Genomic DNA, 16,352 nt, shown 5'->3' with positions numbered 1-16,352 from the left:
TACCTACTAAGGTATGGCTGTTTTACCGATCATCCCGGCCAGTTTTTCCGCGATCATAATAACGGGCGAAGCGGTGTTACCTGAGACTATTTTTGGCATCACGGAAGCATCTGCCACACGAACCCCTTCTAAGCCGTGTACGCGCAACTGCGGATCAACGACGGCCATTGGATCCGTTCCCATCTTGCAGGTGCCTACCGGATGAAAGATCGTGGTGGCGATGTCACCGACCGCCTCGACTAGCTCTGCATCGCTTTGAAACTTGGGACCGGGCAGGATCTCTTCAGGCTGATACGGCTCAAGCGCCTTTGCTGTCATGATCTTACGTGCCTGCTTGACCGATTTGACCGCAATAGCTTGATCCCGAGAGGCTGAGAGGTAGTTGAGCCGGATATCAGGTTGAATATCACAATCCTGGGTCGTGATATGGCTGCTGCCGATACTGTCCGGACGCAGATTACAGACCGAAACAGTGATTGCCGGGAACGGATGCAGCGGATCACCCAGCTTGTCGGTTGACAATGGCTGAATGTGGTATTCAAGATCAGGCGTTTCCATGGAAGGGTCCGATTTGGTGAACATGCCAAACTGGCTCGGGGCCATAGACATCGGCCCTGACTGCGTCAGCCCGTATTGCAGCGCTATCCGAGCCTTTCCCAACAGGCTATTGGCGATTGTGTTCAGTGTCTTGGCATTCTGCACTCGAAACACGGTACGTATCTGCAGGTGGTCCTGAAGATTTTCGCCAACTCCGGCGCTTTCATGCCGGACTGGGATGCCCAGATCGGTCAACAGATCGCCTCGCCCAATACCGGACATTTCGAGTATTTTGGGCGAATTGATCGACCCGGCTGCCAGAAGCACTTCACCATTGGTCATCGCATCAAGAACTTTGCCCCTGTGACGAAAGCGAACGCCTCGGACAGTTTTACCGTCAAGGATCAGATGCTCGGTCATCGCTTCGGTCAGGACGCGCAGGTTCGGACGCTTCATCGCTGGTCGCAGAAAGCCCTTAGCAGTATTCCAACGCACGCCATTGTTCTGGTTGACCTCGAAGAATCCCGATCCTTCGTTGTTGCCATCATTGAAGTCATCACGTGGGAGAATGCCAAACTCTTTTGCGCCGTCCTGTACTGCCTGCAGGATATCCCAGCTCAGTTTTTGTTTCTGGACTTTCCATTCACCACCACTGCGATGCATCTCGCTGTCACCGGCATGGTGATCTTCGGACTTCAGGAAATAAGGCAGTACATCATCCCAGCCCCAGCCTGTGTTCCCAAGTTGCCGCCAGTGGTCATAATCCGCCGCCTGCCCGCGCATATAGATCATGCCATTGACTGAACTGCAGCCGCCCAACACTTTGCCGCGTGGATAGGTCAATGAGCGGCCGTTCAGGCCGGCCTCGGGCGCGGTCTTCATCATCCAGTCGGTACGGGGATTTCCGATGCAATAAAGATAGCCGACCGGGATATGCACCCAGTGATAATTGTCGGACTTTCCCGCCTCCAGCAGCAGGACACGGGTTTTGGGGTCTTCTGTGAGCCGATTCGCCAGTACGCATCCGGCTGTACCCGCACCCACGACAATATAATCATAGTCGCCATCTAGGCGCGCTGCATCCTTCATATGACGTCTCAGTATCTTCTTTTCAGGCTCATGATCTGTGCCCGAAACTGGCAAAGCCTGATCATAGGGATTTGTGTTGGTCAGTGCGGTTTGTCTGCGCTGCCTTCAGACTAAACAGCAGGTTTACTGAATACGCCAGCCCCTAAGGTTTGGCGTATAAACAATTTTTCCCAAAGCGGAGAATTCTGAGACCAGCCCGACAAGGTGATCAGGCAGAAGCACCCTTGAGACGAATGGCGCAACCCAAGCTGCCTGCGATGACGCCAACGATAATTGCAATCACCAGCTCCATCGTTTCGATCTGGTCGAATCTCCAACCTGAGAAGACAAGCGTTTCGACAACACCAACCAGCCCACCCATCAGCGCGCCCAACCACAGGCGTCGTGTCATCATGCCAAGTGCCAGCCCGAGGATGCCGGGAAGGCTCAGGATATTGCCGCCGATTGTTCCAAGTATTTCAAGCATCTTATCACCTGTTTCCTATTCCGAGCGACTGTCGAGGAAAGACTGAATTGCAGTGCCATCTACCGAGGCTTCAGCACGTATTGCATTCGGGTCATCGAAGCTCAGCGATCCGACCACATTCTGGTACTCTTCAAGGTAACCGGGTGGCAGGCTGTGAGCGATACCCTGGTGGCAATCGATGCAGGTCATGTTGTTGTCAATTGCACGCTGATGTTCGGACGCGGCGCGTGTCTCCTGAAGGGTAAAGTCCATGTAATCGAAGTTGTGGCAGTTCCGGCATTCGCGGCTGTCAGAGGCTTTCATCTTCTTCCAAACAGCGGCTGCCATCTGCAAACGGTGATCCTCGTACTTTTCGGGCGTACTGATCGTGCCTGCCAGTTCGTGGTAGACATCTTTGACCGCCATAATCTTGGCTTTGATCTTGTGGTTCCATTCTTTCGGAACGTGGCAATCGGAACAGATGGCCCGCACGCCTGAATGGTTGTTGTAGTGGATCGTTTCGCGGTACTCGCCAAGATTGGTTTCCATCGTGTGGCACGACACACAGAATTCTTCGGTATTGGTCAGTTCCAGTGTCCAGTGGAACCCACCCCAGAACAGGATACCGCCCAGAAAGCCTGCAATCAGCAGAAAGCCGGTGCTGAACAGGGCTGCGGGTGTCCAGAACCAAGTCCAGATGCGGCGAAGCCAGCCATGATTTTCAGGAGAGTCTGCCATTTCGGTGCTCCTTTCAGACGTGCGCTAGGTTAGTTGCCGGAAGAAGGCTGAAAGACGTTGTCAATCAGCGCTGGCGCATCTGCCTGAGGCACATGGCATTGATTGCAGAAGTACCGTGTACCTGCGACCCGATCCAATTCGACACCGTCACGATCCAGATAATGGGTCATGGACAAGGTGGGGGCATTTCGCTCACCTGCTTTGGTCCAGTCATGACAGGACAGGCACTGGTTGGTCCGCAGGTCAATTTGGTATTGTTCCACCTTGTGCGGGATCAACGGCGGCTGTTGGCGATAGTTACGCTGCATCCGCCCTTCAACATTGCGGTGAACCTGGTCGAGGGCGACGGGTTCGTCGATTTCTGCACCGCGCAGAGAATCCACCTGCGAACCGGTAGATTGCGCAAGAGCGATACCCGCAGCGGCAGTCAGTGCCGCGGCAGCGAGGGCGCTGAATATGGCGTTCTTGTTCATGAGAAACTCCGTTGATTGCTCAGGCGGCGCGACTGGCCCCGGATTTCGATAAAGGTTTCGAACGGGCCACGCGTCCTGGCGCTGGGGCAGTGTCGAAACGGTGAGAGAATTTGAAAACGTCAACCGCGCAGACGTCGATGCAACGTCCGCAATTGGTACAGTCCGGTGACAGAATCAGGGGTGTTTCAGCGGTCTTTCCACGCAACGCTGGTGAGATCACATGCATCTCGGGGCAGACCGCAAAGCAATCCATGCAATCGTCACAAGCCGCTCGGTTGACCGCGCTGACACGTAACAACGCCTTCTGGCCTAAAAGACCGTAGAATGCGCCTACGGGGCAGATATGGCCGCACCAGCCTCGGCGCGAGACAAAGACATCGAAAACAAAGACAGCCAGCACAAAAGTCCAGGCGAAACCAATCCCGAAGATGAGACCCCGATGCAACATCGAGATCGGATTGATGACTTCCCACGCGATTGTTCCGGTTGCCGCGGAAACCAGCAACACGGTTCCCAAAATCCAGTAGCGGGTGGTTCGTTTCGGCTGCCAACCTTTTTGCATGCCCAGTTTGTCGTGCACCCAGTGTGCGCCGTCTGTAACCGGATTGATCGGGCACACCCAGCTACAGTAAACCCGACCACCGATTAACGCATAGACACCACCAACAATCAGCGCACCGATGAGGGCAGTCATCTCTGGCCAATGCCGAGCAAACACTCCTTGCAATAGAACGAAGGGGTCAGTCAGCGGCAGCGTGTCAAAGGTTAAAGAACCGGTGAGATTGCCCTTGACCCACCAGATGCCGAACCAAGGACCTAACAGGAAAAGTCCGAGAAACGTAAGTTGGGCAAGGCGGCGCAAGATGAGGTACTTGTGCGCCCCCATCCAGCCCTTGGCTTCAATAGCCTCCTGTCCAACTGGCAGATGCACAGCACCACTCATTGTCCAACACTCCCCGCATCGGGCAGCGAGAAGCTGGGGGTGAAGCCGCCTTCCATTGAGGGGTCGGGCAGTGCTTCTGTCCCGTTTATGTATCCGCCGGGTGCGGCGAGGTTGTCAGTTCCGGGTCCGGGCAGTCTGTCCGGCAGGTCAATCAACTCGTCGACCAAAGGATCGCGGTCTTCCCATCCAAGTTTGTAGTGATCAGCTGCCTCGGCCATGGCAATTCGGCGCGGCAGGACCTTGATTGCGGATTCTCCGGGCAGAACACAGGATTTTTCGCATTTTCCACAGCCTGTACAGGCGTCCGAATGGACCACCGGCATGAAAATGGCGTGATGGCCCGAGCGTTCGTTATGGCGACGCTCAAGTGTAATGGCTTCGTCGATAACCGGACAGACCCGATAGCAAACGTCACAGCGCAGCCCCAAAGCGTTCAGGCATCTTTCCTGATCAATCAGAACGGCCAGCCCCATGTCGGCGTCATCGATATTGGTTAGCGATGGATCGAGAGCACCGGTCGGACAAGCGACAACGCAGGGAATATCCTCGCACATTTCACAAGGCACTTCGCGGGCCGTGAAATACGGCGTGCCGGTGGCCGGTCCATCAACTCCCAGTTCCGCCAGCTTCAAGGTGTCATAGGGGCAATCGCGGACACACAGACCACACCGAATGCAGGCGGCCAGAAACTTGTCTTCATCCAATGCCCCGGGTGGCCGTATCGCCTGCGCCGGCAGGGCGCGGGCATCCAGCGTCAGGTAGGCAAGAAAACTGCCCGCCACTGCACAACCCGCCGTGACCCGCGCTGTATCCTGAAGGAAACGGCGCCGGTTCACGGGACTTGATGTTGTGACGTTAGCGGGCATCTGGCTTGCTTACATTCTAAATGGTTGTGTCAGGCGCGTTCGACCTTGCAGGCACATTTCTTGAAGTCCGTCTCTTTCGAGATCGGGCAAGTTGCGTCCAACGTCAGCTTGTTGGTCAGCTGGCCTTCATCGAACCATGGGAAGAACACCACGCCTTTGGGCATCTTGTTACGCCCGCGGGTCTCAACCCGCGACAGCACATCACCGCGTCGCGTTGATACGTTGATCTCTTGCCCACGCCGCAGACCGCGCTCTTTCGCGTCTTCGGGGTGCATGAAGACTACTGCAGCAGGGAACGAACGGTGCAGTTCCGGGACACGACGGGTCATCGAACCCGAATGCCAGTGTTCCAGGACGCGACCTGTAACCAGCCACAGATCATATTCTTCATCCGGAACCTCCGGCGCCGGTTCGTACGGCGCGAAGATGATGCTCGCTTTGCCGTCCGGCTTGCCGTAGAATTTTACCCCTTCACCTTCTTTCACATAGGGGTCGTACCCTTCGCGGAAGCGGTAGAGAGTCTCCTTGCCGTCAACCACGGGCCAGCGCATCCCGCGTGCCTGGTGGTAAACGTCGAAATCAGCCAGATCATGCGCCTTGCCGCGTCCAAACGAGGCGTATTCCTCAAACAGACCCTTCTGGACATAAAACCCGAAATGATTGGCTTCCTGATTGTTGAAGCCTTCGGCGGTATCCGACAGCGGGTATTTGTTGACCTTGCCGTTTTCGTAAAGAATTTCGTACAGGGTCTTTCCACGGTATTCGGGCATCTGGGCGATCAGCTCTTCGGGCCAAACATCCTCGACCTTAAAGCGTTTCGAAAACTCCATCACCTGCCAGACATCTGAACGCGCCTCACCCGGGGCATCGACTTGCTGGCGCCAGAACTGGGTGCGGCGTTCAGCGTTGCCATAGGCACCTTCTTTTTCGACCCACATTGCCGTGGGCAGGATCAGGTCGGCTGCCAGCGCGGTAACCGTGGGATAAGGATCAGAGACCGTGATGAAGTTATCCGGGTTGCGATAGCCCGGCCATCCTTCTTCATTGATGTTAGGAGCGGCCTGCATGTTGTTGGTGCACTGAACCCAGTGACAATTCAGATCGCCGTCCTTCAACCTGCGGTGTTGTTCCACCGCGTGGTAGCCGGGTTTGGGCGGGATAGTCCCTGCAGGCAGCAGCCACTTTTCTTCCGCGATCTCGCGGTGCTTTTCGTTGGCCACGACCATGTCTGCAGGCAGGCGGTGCGCAAAGGTGCCCACCTCGCGAGCTGTGCCACATGCCGATGGCTGACCGGTCAGCGAGAACGGTGAGTTGCCTGGCTCCGAGATCTTACCCATCAGCAGATGCACATTGTACATAAGCGAGTTCACCCACGATCCGCGGGTGTGTTGGTTAAAGCCCATGGTCCACAGGCTCATGATCTTGCGGTCCGGGTCGGCGTATTGCTGAGCCAGACTCTCCAGCTGCGCAGCGGGCACGCCAGACAGCTCGGACACGTATTCCAGCGTATAAGGTGCTACATATTCCTTGTAGGCTTCGAAATCGATCTGTTCGAGTTTGCCGTGCTTGCCTTCGTGGGCTGGATTGGCCGCTGCCTGTTCCAGTTCATGCTCGGGGCGCAGACCATAGCCGATGTCGGTAGCCGTTTTCGTGAAGTTGACGTTCTTGTTGACAAAATCCCAGTTCACCGCATCGTTCTGAATGATGTAGTTGGCGATGTAGTTGAGGATTGCCAGATCGGTTTGTGGCACAAAAATCATGCCGTTGTCGGCCAGTTCGAATGAGCGGTGTTCGAAAGTCGAAAGCACATGCACTTCGGCACCCGGTTTGGTCAGACGGGTGTCAGTCAGCCGCGACCAGAGTATTGGGTGCATCTCGGCCATGTTCGAACCCCACAGCACGAACGTGTCGGCATGTTCGAAATCGTCATAGCAGCCCATCGGCTCGTCGATGCCGAATGTGCGCATGAAGCCGGCCACAGCTGATGCCATGCAATGGCGAGCGTTCGGGTCGATATTGTTTGAACGCAGACCAGCCTTCATGAATTTTGCGGCTGCGTACCCCTCCCAGACGGTCCATTGCCCTGAACCAAACATCGAAACCGCGGTTGGGCCCTTTTCTTTGATGGAGGCTTTCCATTTCTCGGCCATCACGTCGAAGGCTTCGTCCCAACTGACCGGTTCGAACTCACCATTCTTGTCGTAGGCTCCGTTTGACTTGCGCAGTAACGGAGTGGTCAAGCGGTCGGAGCCGTACATGATCTTGGACAAGAAATAGCCCTTGATGCAGTTCAGGCCGCGGTTCACCGGCGCTTCGGGGTCGCCCTGGGTGGCCACAACGCGACCGTCTTTTACACCGACAAGAACCGAGCAACCTGTGCCGCAGAAGCGACAGGCTGCTTTGTCCCAGCGAATGTCTGGGGCCCCGATCTGAGCAGAGGCACTCTGAGGCAGGGTGATACCGGCGGCCGAAGCCGTTGCAGCGGCAGCGGTCGCCTTAAGGAACGAGCGGCGGGACGTTGGCAGAGTCATGGCTATTTTCTCCCGTTCAGGCAGAGGGTTGCGAATGAGCTTCGTTCTCGGCCGGAAGCTCTTCGAAATGGTGGTAAGTCAGGGTGACAGTCAGCACGCCGGGGATCTGGTGCATATCCATAATCTGATCAGATGCCCGCGTTGTTTCGGTGTCTTCGACGGTGACAACAATGCGCCCGTTTTCACAGGCGTGAACCTCACAGCCTTCGGCCGCATTTATGGATTTGATCACGCTGTCAGTCGTTTCGGGCATCGCGTGGACAAGGCAGCCGCAAATGTTCAGCATGTCTGTGCCTCCGTTGTTTGAAGCATTTGGACCATTTGGATGGCACCTACCGGGCAAGGCGCGACGCAGCCGCCACAACCCGTGCAGGAGGTTTCATCGATTTGTGGCTCGGCTCGGCCCTGCGTCATCAATCGGAACCGGATGGCTGACTCATCGCAGTGGTCCTCGCAACTGCGACACTGCACACCATTCTTGGCGAGGCAGGTGTCGGTGGTATCCGCACGCCAGTGCCAGGGTTGAGATTCCTCCAACGCGCCTGTCTGGCAAGCATCGATGCAATCACCGCAGAAAGTGCAAGCGCCTTTGTTGAAATCGACGACCGGCGATCCGTCCGGGGCCGATAAGATGATGCCTTCCGGGCAGGCCCGTACACAGTCACCACAGTTTGAGCAGATCTCAGAAAAGCGAGAATCCTCAACCGCCCCAAATGGCCTTAGGGCGGGTCGGTTGATTTCTGCGGGCGACGAGAATCTTCCCCGCAAAAAACTGCGTCGAGTGGCTTGGGGCGTCATGATGCGCGCGTCCTAGCTTACAAAGTTACTTTCCTTGCGTTCAGCAGCCTATTTGTTTTTCTGGATCCCAGACTTGATTTATATCATGTTTGACCAGTTAGTCTTGGAATTATATTATTCATATATGTTATGTACTTACCAAGTGTTGCGAGCGCGATCAACGAAAGGCACCGCCATCGAAACGATGGAACTACATCCTGGATCGCCGTGTGAGAAATGCGGTTTTGGAGTTTCACCACAACCTTGGTTGGTGTCTTTCCTGAAGCCCTGATGACAACATCTATCCTGAGGTCAAAGCAGAAGCTTGAACCCTGATTTGGCCCCAACATGAACAATGTTGCCAGAAGTCTTCCACTGGTAATTCGTACCTTGGTGGATTGACCCAGACGCATCGTTGCAGCGGCTACCGCCTCTGGAATTAGGGATTGCGGAATAAGGCCATATTATTTAGCAGCAAACTCTATAGCATCATTTGAGCATGACAGAAGCATTCCTATAAGCGATTGGCATGCTTACAGCGGAAGGACCACTTCCTCGCAGTCAGCGTCAAACGCCGTAGAATGAGAAATTTGCATGTCGATCAAAGATACCCTGCTATTCTACCTGCTTTCAGCTGCTTCCAAATGCAGCCCTCCTCTATCCTCACGAACGGCAAGGCGATTTCGCAATTCGGCTAAGAAGCGTGATCCGAAACGGGGCTGGAATACTCAAGGCCAATCACAGCGGCAAAGTTTCGAAGCAATCGGTCGGTCTGACGAGTTTGTGCCCTTCAACCCACCTGCAGCGGCTGAGCCGGCCGTCAAAGCAATCGCACATTACTTGCCCCAATTTCATCCATTCAAGGAAAACGATGAATGGTGGGGTAAAGGTTTTACAGAATGGACCAACGTCGGAAAGGCGGTCCCAAACTATCCGGGCCACTATCAGCCGCATTGTCCAATTCACCTGGGGTATTATGATCTGCGATTGCCTGAGATCATGGTCGAGCAGGCACAGATGGCCAAAGCCTATGGGATAGGCGGATTTTCATACTATTTCTATTGGTTTGGCGGAAAGACCCTGTTGGAGCATCCGCTGGAGCAGATGCTTGCCAACCCCGAGGTTGACATGCCCTTTTGTTTGACATGGGCAAACGAAAACTGGACCCGTCGTTGGGATGGGCGAGAACATGACATATTGATCGGGCAAAATCACTCCATCGAAGATTCCGTGAATCTGCTGCGGCATGTGCGCAAATACATGGAAGATCCGCGCTATATTCGGATAGACGGAAAACCCGTATTTATTGTTTATCGCGCCAATATCATTCCCGATATCCGGGAAACAACGAAAGCCTGGCGAGAAGAAGCACAGCGTTGGAGTGAGCAGGGTCTCTATCTTGTCGCCGCACAGACCTTCGATATCGGAGACCCCGAAAAACTGGGCTTTGATGCCGCGATGGAGTTTCCGCCTCAACAGGTACAGCGTACTGATATCACCGACGAAATGGGCGTCTACAATCCTGAATTTACAGGTATGATCATGGATTACGAAGCGGTGGTGGAAGCCCAAATCCAAAAACCGGAACCGGATTACAAGCTGTTCCGATCTTCTACGCTGTCATGGGATAATACCGCACGCAATCAGGATGCACCCCGTATCATGGGTCGATTTTCCATCGACGCATACAAGCGCTGGACGGCACAGTTGTGCAATCAGGTTCTGGCACGGGACAAATACAGCGCTGACGAAAAAATCGTTTTCATCAATGCTTGGAATGAGTGGGCCGAGGGAACTCACCTGGAACCGGATCAGCGTTACGGGTTTGCCTATCTTCAGGCGACCTATGATGCGCTACCGAAAAAGGACGGATAGGGCCCCGTTCGGGGTTGGAGCAGAGCTATTTCTGTGCAACCGGTTCCCTGCAAATAATACAGGGTCAACTGCGCCGGCATCCCTGCGCTCTGGAAGCAATACGTTGCTAAGAAAAAGGATGCTCGACATATCGAGAGCTAACTGGTGTTCGCAGGCATCGTTCCAGTGATACCGTGAACCACAATGCATGGAAACTGGGGGCTCAAAGCATCCACTCTCAATCGATTTCTCCGTTTTCGGACATGAGGATCGCGATTGGGCGTGTTGACTGGATCTGAGACAGGATGATCATCACGACCGCGGTCAGAGGTGCGGCCAGGATTGTGCCTGCCAGTCCCCACATGGCGGTCCAGATTGCCAGCGAGAACAAAACCATGAACCCGCTCAGGTTCACGGAATTGCCAACCAGCCGTGGCTCCAGCACGTTGCCGACAAACAGCTGTGCCGCCATCAGCGCCACAAATGCAATCCCGGCATGCCAGAGGTCAGTGAACTGCACCAGGCTCAGCATGACCGGAAACAGCACGCCCAGGATGGATCCGAGGTATGGAATATAGTTCAAAAGCCCGATCAGGATGGCCCAGAACAACGCAAACTCGATCCCCAAAAGAAGCATGATCACGAATGAGATCGTCGCCAGGATGACATTGATCAGTGTTTTAGCGCTCAGATAGCTGCCGATTTTCTGGTTGATCTGGCCAACTATTTTCAGCGACCGGCCCGCGGTTTCCGCGTTGCCAAAAGCTTGCTGTACCTTTGCTGGCATACCGTCCAGATCGGTCAGGATGAACACCATGTAGAGGATCGCCATGAACAGGATTGTGCCAAAACCCTGCACGGTGGTCAGTGCCCCTTGCAGGAAACCCATGACATCAAATTTGTCCGAAATGGTTTTCTCGATCGTGGACCAGTCCGGCAGTTTCTCGACACCCAGAGAACCCATGATGGTTTCGACTAACGTGTTCAGGTTGCTTTGATAGCGCGGCATGTTCTCAGCAACTGCCTGGGCGTTTGCCTCAATGAACATGGCCATCAGGAAAACGATCAGGAATATCGTCAGCAGGGCAAGCAGGCGCCGCAACCGTCGCGGTATACCACGCAACCCGGGAACGCGACCAACCGCCGAAGCGGTGGAATCCAGAACATAGATGCCGATGATGCCCAGAAGCACCGGTAGCAGGACACTTTTCCCAAGAACCAACAGCCAGCCCACCAACACTGTGATGATCAGGCCAGCGGCCAGTTTTGTCACATCAAACTGTAGCATATCCGTATTCTCTGTCCGCTTCTGCGTTCGTGTCTGACGCGTTAACAACGTATCGTCAACTTGAGCCCACTAAACCGTGCGACTCCAACAATCACGGCCAGCCAACAACGATTCTGGCGTTAGGATCGGTGACGCGTACCCACAGCAGGGGGTTTTTCCACCCCACCCGCAAAACACTGAGCGATCGACATCCACTCCGTCGCTATTGCACCTTCCACTTTCAGGGAAGTATCCCCGATGTTGCGTGTCTGAGCCGAGACCTGGGCAAACTCTACGGCAGAGCCTGTAATCCTGTTTTCACCCGGCTCACCAAACTCCCAAACTGCCCCTGATGGGGCGGTCAACTCCAATCGCGGCATTGCATCGGGAACGGACCGACCATTGACCTTATAGGCCCAACCAAAAGTGTTCACACACAACACAACGACGTTCCTGATACGATCATGCTCGCTGCGCACAAGACCCAGAATGTCGAACACTTCCTGACCGTGTGCCCAAGTCTCCATCTGCCGGGCAGTAATTGAGGAACGAACCGACATATCCGGACCCGCCCATTTCACCCTATGCTTGGGATCGAGATCCACCCAACGTGCACCAATGTCGGTATAAAGCGACCGCCAGGCCGCGCGCAATTCTGCCCCGCGTTCTGAGATCACCTCATTCTCTGCCGCGCGCAGGCCTTCAACCTTGGCCTTGGCGAACAATGCCCCAATTCGGGCGGTAAAGGCGTCAGGATCGTTAAGGGACAGGTCGGCCATTTGGTTCCAATAGTGCAGATGCACGAGCACATCGTTCAGCGTCCATCCCTTGAATTGGGTTACAGTTTCCCATTGATCGCCTGATACATCTGCCAAAACCGCATGCAAAGCGTCGCTTTCCTCCAGAAAATCCATTGCCTGTTGCACTGCTTAGCCCTCCAACGTTGAATTCAGACGGTCGATAGCGGCCAGATAATCCTGCTTGAATTCCTGAACGACTGCCGTAGCCGAGGTTACCTGGTTCATCAGACCGACCCCCTGTCCGATCCAGTAAGTCGAGAGCTTCTCCGCCCCCTCATGTCCGGACTGCGCCAGTTTCTCGACCTTGCGCAAAGCCGGTTCTGAAACCAGCGACTGATAGGGCATCGCAAGTGGATCCGGCCCATCAGCCTCCCACGCATCCGTCCAAGCGGATTTGAGTTGGCGGGAATGCTTGCCGGTGCGTGAACGGCTCCGCACGGTGTCGGCTGATGTCGCTGCCAGCATCTTGTCCTTGATCTGCTGTGGAGGTTCGCCCTCGGCTGTTGTCAACCAGACCGATCCGCACCAGGCGCCCGCAGCGCCCATTGCAATTCCTGCGGCCATCTGCGCGCCATTCACAATACCCCCCGCCGCCAGCACAGGGGTGCCGTTCGCCACCGAGACGACCTCGGGCACCAAAACCATGGTCGACACTTCCCCGCAATGACCACCAGCTTCACCACCGGCAGCTACAAGGATATCAACACCTGCAGCCACCTGCAGTTCTGCATGCTTTTTCGAACCAACCAGAGCGGCAACCGGTACACCAGCAGCCTGTGCGCGCTCCATCATGATTGGCGGAGGCGTCCCCAGTGCATTGGCGATCAGCTTGATCGGATATGAAAACACGATGTCCAGAATGGCTTCGGCACCGGTGGCGTTCATGTTGTCGGAAAGGTGCATCATATCGAGGCGGGCGTCGTCCAAACCGTCAAGGCCAACGCCGTGATCGTTTAGCAGGGTATTGGCGAACTGCTTGTGTGTCTCCGGCAGAGCGGCAAGCAGATCTTGCCCGCTGAGGGCCGGATCGCCCTGTTTCTGCATCGACGTCGGAACGATCAGATCCACACCATAAGGTTTGCCGCCGCAATGTGCGTCGATCCAATCCAATTCAGTCCTCAACTTGTCCGGTGGCGTCAAGACCGCCCCGAAAACGCCCATGCCTCCCGAGCGCGATACTGCCGCCACAACATCCCGGCAATGGCTGAACGCAAACAGCGGGAACTCGATCCCAAGTCGACGGCACAGATCGGAATTCATCTAGGTCTCCTCAATCTCGATCATCACATCGCCCGAGGTTAGCTGCTGACCCGTTTCGACGTGGACCGCGGTGATCACACCGTCTACGGCCGCCGTGATTTGATGCTGCATTTTCATCGCTTCCAGAACAGCCAGCCGGTCGCCCTTGGCCACGTTCTGGCCAGCTTCCGCGTTCACTTCGATTAGCACACCCGGCATAGGAGCGATTACGCGGCACCCGGCTGTGGTTGCTTCGTCAACAGCACCGGGGCGCAGACGTCGAAACTTCAGGCGCTCAGCACCGATGGCGAACTGGACCAAGTCGCGTGTCAGATGGGCCACAACATCTACGGTCTGGTCATTGATGCGCGCTCGGATATTGGAGTCCGAGCGGTCTACGACAGCAACATCGAACTTGTCTTCTCCAACCCAAACAATCCAGCCTTCCGGATGCGCACAGCCACGAGTGCTAAATTCATCCTCACCACACACCAGTTTTACCCTGAACGGCAAAAGGGCGGCGCTGGACCAACCGAGCTGATCGCATGAGACGTAACCCGCCGCATCCTTAGCACGCGCTTGGTCGGCTTCGAGCATCAGGGCAAGTGCCAAAGCGGCGTCGCGCCCGCTGGTCTGATAAGCGGGGAAACCCTCGGGATAGATGCGATCAAGGAAGGTTGTTGTCGCATCGCCGCTGGTGAAAGCACCCTGCCCCAGCACATCCACAAGGAATGCCGAATTCGTCACCGTGCCCAGTAACACGGATTCCTTTACCGCCCTGATCAGCCGTGCTCGCGCGGTTTCGCGGGTGGGTCCATGCGCGATGATTTTGGCCAGCATCGGGTCGTAGAACGGAGACACTTCCTGCCCGGTTTCAATGCCTGCGTCCACGCGCACTCCGGGTCCGGTCGCAGGCTGCCAGATTTCAATCGGACCCGTTGCCGGCAGATAGCCGTTGACCGGATCCTCGGCATATAGGCGCACTTCCATCGCATGGCCATTCAGGGTCACATCCTCTTGCGAAACCGGAAGAGCTTCGCCCTGAGCAACCGCGATCTGTATTGCCACAAGATCAAGACCGGTGACCATTTCAGTCACCGGATGTTCCACCTGCAGACGGGTGTTCATTTCAAGAAAATAAAATGCCCCCGAAGCATCCAGCAGGAATTCAACAGTGCCTGCTCCGCGATAGTTCACCGCGCGCGCAGCCTCAATGGCGACCGCGCCCATCTTTGCCCGCAATTCAGATGTCATCCCCGGGCAAGGAGCCTCTTCGACAACCTTCTGGTGACGGCGCTGAACCGAACAGTCCCGTTCGCCCAGATGGATCACATTTCCATGTGTGTCGGCAAAGACCTGTATTTCTACGTGGCGGGCGTCGGTAATCGCCTTTTCTAGGATCAGTTCACCAGAACCAAACGCATTTTCTGCCTCGGATCGCGCCAACGCGATTGCATCGGGCAAAGTACCAGCGTCGTGAACCAGCCGCATCCCGCGCCCGCCGCCGCCAGCTGCTGCCTTGACCATGATGGGAAATCCAATCTTGTCCGCGGCTTTGACCAAAACGGCTTCGGACTGATCCTCGCCCTCATATCCCGGTACGCAAGGCACGCCTGCAGAGAGCATTAGCCGTTTGGCGTCAGCCTTGTCACCCATCAACCTGATTGCTTCGGGGTCGGGACCGACAAAGATCAGTCCAGCGGCCTCAACCGATCTGGCAAACTCTGCGTTTTCAGACAGAAAGCCATATCCCGGATGGATCGCCCCAGCCCCCGTTTTTTCGGCAGCTGCGATGATCTTATCGCCCTTCAAATAACTTTCGCCAACGGGTCCGTCTCCGATCCAAATCGCCTCATCAGCAAGTTCAACATGCGGCGCCGTGGCGTCCGCGGTCGTATAAACAGCCACTGTCCGAAGACCGAGCGATCGCGCGGTCCGGATGATGCGTGCGGCAATTTCCCCGCGATTGGCGATCAGAAGTGTATCGAATACCATTGCTCAACCCCCTGCCCAATTGGGTTTGCGTTTGTCCAAAAAGGCCGAAATGCCTTCTTTCGCCTCGTCCGACAGCAATCGTTCGGCGAAACTCTTTGCTGCCATCTGTCGCTGCTGTTCCCGGGTTTGAAACGGCATCTCAATCAATTGCCGTTTTATCGCGGCCATGGCTTGCGGCGCTGTCGATCGGGTCATTGCCTGAATTTCTTCAATCGCGTTGTCCATCTCCTCAGGGGCGACAACCCGATCCACCAATCCCAGGCGTTTAGCCTCTTGCAAATTAACCGTAGCGCCTGTCAGCATTAGTCGCCGCGCAGCGGGCATGCCCAGCCGGGTCACTACAAATGGTGCGATCTGCGCAGGGGTCAGTCCGATGCGTGTTTCGGACAGGCTGAACCGTGTACCTTCGCTTGCGACAATCATATCCCCGGTGCAGGTCAGTCCGAGTCCACCAGCCATTGCAGCGCCTTCAACAGCCATGACACTGAACTGTGGCAGAGCGGCCACCGCGTCGAACAGATCGGCAGCCCGCAGACTCAGGCGGACTATGTCATCTTGCGATGCCGAGCCGTCAAAGCTGGATTTGAAGGACTTCAGATCGCCGCCGGCACAAAAAATTCCTCCGCGCCCGCGAAATGTTACGCCTTGTATCGGTGCGTTTGGCAGCGCCGCGCACAAGTCGAGCAGGGCATCCACCCGCGCATTTGTCAGGGGGTTCCGGCGTTCAGGCTCGTTGAACCAGACGGTCAGCCAACTACCATCCTGTTCCAGCTCAAGATGTTGAGATTGTGGCAGCAT

15 protein-coding genes are annotated in these 16,352 nt (G+C 55.7%); 1 reads left to right on the top strand and 14 read right to left on the bottom strand.

Annotation, left to right across the window (positions count from 1 at the left end; translation table 11 throughout):
* Positions 1–6: 6 nt before the first annotated feature.
* The 9 genes from ACR0CW_RS17565 to napF all read right to left on the bottom strand — a co-directional run bounded on the left by ACR0CW_RS17565 (position 7) and on the right by napF (position 8,420).
* Positions 7–1,626, bottom strand: coding sequence for a GMC family oxidoreductase (locus tag ACR0CW_RS17565; RefSeq protein WP_480788778.1), 1,620 nt, complete (start codon positions 1,624–1,626; stop codon positions 7–9).
* A gap of 208 nt (positions 1,627–1,834) precedes the next feature.
* Positions 1,835–2,092 (bottom strand): hypothetical protein, encoded by a 258-nt coding sequence (locus ACR0CW_RS17560; RefSeq protein WP_170336051.1) that lies wholly within the window; start codon positions 2,090–2,092, stop codon positions 1,835–1,837.
* Positions 2,093–2,107: 15 nt separating this feature from the next.
* Positions 2,108–2,809: a NapC/NirT family cytochrome c gene (locus ACR0CW_RS17555; protein WP_170336049.1), complete on the bottom strand. Its 702-nt coding sequence runs from the start codon at positions 2,807–2,809 to the stop codon at positions 2,108–2,110.
* 29 nt (positions 2,810–2,838) lie between these two features.
* Positions 2,839–3,282 carry a nitrate reductase cytochrome c-type subunit gene (locus ACR0CW_RS17550; RefSeq protein WP_480742638.1) on the bottom strand — a complete coding sequence of 148 codons (444 nt, stop codon included), beginning with the start codon at positions 3,280–3,282 and terminating at the stop codon, positions 2,839–2,841.
* Between the two features lie 19 nt (positions 3,283–3,301).
* The gene (napH, locus tag ACR0CW_RS17545) at positions 3,302–4,225 is read right to left on the bottom strand and encodes a quinol dehydrogenase ferredoxin subunit NapH (RefSeq protein ID WP_480788777.1); all 924 of its coding nucleotides are present in this window, start codon (positions 4,223–4,225) and stop codon (positions 3,302–3,304) included.
* Positions 4,222–5,091 carry a ferredoxin-type protein NapG gene (gene napG, locus ACR0CW_RS17540; protein WP_480788776.1) on the bottom strand — a complete coding sequence of 290 codons (870 nt, stop codon included), beginning with the start codon at positions 5,089–5,091 and terminating at the stop codon, positions 4,222–4,224. The genes napH and napG overlap by 4 nt, the downstream gene beginning before the upstream one ends.
* A gap of 29 nt (positions 5,092–5,120) precedes the next feature.
* Positions 5,121–7,622, bottom strand: coding sequence for a nitrate reductase catalytic subunit NapA (gene napA / locus ACR0CW_RS17535; protein ID WP_480788775.1), 2,502 nt, complete (start codon positions 7,620–7,622; stop codon positions 5,121–5,123).
* A 16-nt stretch (positions 7,623–7,638) separates the two neighbouring features.
* Positions 7,639–7,908 carry a chaperone NapD gene (locus ACR0CW_RS17530; protein ID WP_155147693.1) on the bottom strand — a complete coding sequence of 90 codons (270 nt, stop codon included), beginning with the start codon at positions 7,906–7,908 and terminating at the stop codon, positions 7,639–7,641.
* Entirely contained in the window at positions 7,902–8,420 is a 519-nt protein-coding gene (gene napF / locus ACR0CW_RS17525; protein ID WP_480788774.1) for a ferredoxin-type protein NapF, read from the bottom strand. The genes ACR0CW_RS17530 and napF overlap by 7 nt, the downstream gene beginning before the upstream one ends.
* A gap of 573 nt (positions 8,421–8,993) precedes the next feature.
* Between napF and ACR0CW_RS17520 the strand changes: the two genes are divergently transcribed.
* Entirely contained in the window at positions 8,994–10,274 is a 1,281-nt protein-coding gene (locus ACR0CW_RS17520) for a glycosyltransferase WbsX family protein (RefSeq protein WP_480788773.1), read from the top strand.
* 217 nt (positions 10,275–10,491) lie between these two features.
* Here ACR0CW_RS17520 and ACR0CW_RS17515 read toward each other — a convergent pair whose 3' ends face one another.
* From ACR0CW_RS17515 to ACR0CW_RS17495, 5 genes are all read right to left on the bottom strand, one after another.
* Positions 10,492–11,541, bottom strand: coding sequence for an AI-2E family transporter (locus ACR0CW_RS17515; protein ID WP_480788772.1), 1,050 nt, complete (start codon positions 11,539–11,541; stop codon positions 10,492–10,494).
* Positions 11,542–11,660: 119 nt separating this feature from the next.
* On the bottom strand, positions 11,661–12,446 hold the full coding sequence (locus tag ACR0CW_RS17510; protein ID WP_480788771.1) for a TIGR03084 family metal-binding protein: 786 nt from the start codon (positions 12,444–12,446) through the stop codon (positions 11,661–11,663).
* 3 nt (positions 12,447–12,449) lie between these two features.
* A complete protein-coding gene (locus tag ACR0CW_RS17505) occupies positions 12,450–13,580 on the bottom strand; it encodes an NAD(P)H-dependent flavin oxidoreductase (RefSeq protein WP_480788770.1) in 1,131 nt (376 codons plus the stop codon).
* A complete protein-coding gene (locus tag ACR0CW_RS17500) occupies positions 13,581–15,554 on the bottom strand; it encodes an acetyl/propionyl/methylcrotonyl-CoA carboxylase subunit alpha (protein WP_480788769.1) in 1,974 nt (657 codons plus the stop codon).
* Between the two features lie 3 nt (positions 15,555–15,557).
* Positions 15,558–16,352: an enoyl-CoA hydratase/isomerase family protein gene (locus ACR0CW_RS17495; RefSeq protein ID WP_155147680.1), complete on the bottom strand. Its 795-nt coding sequence runs from the start codon at positions 16,350–16,352 to the stop codon at positions 15,558–15,560.

The sequence above is a fragment of the Ruegeria sp. CH6 genome (genome assembly GCF_056537005.1).
The sequence above is the reverse complement of the archived record's forward strand: the minus strand, read 5'-3'. Positions and strand labels throughout refer to the sequence as shown.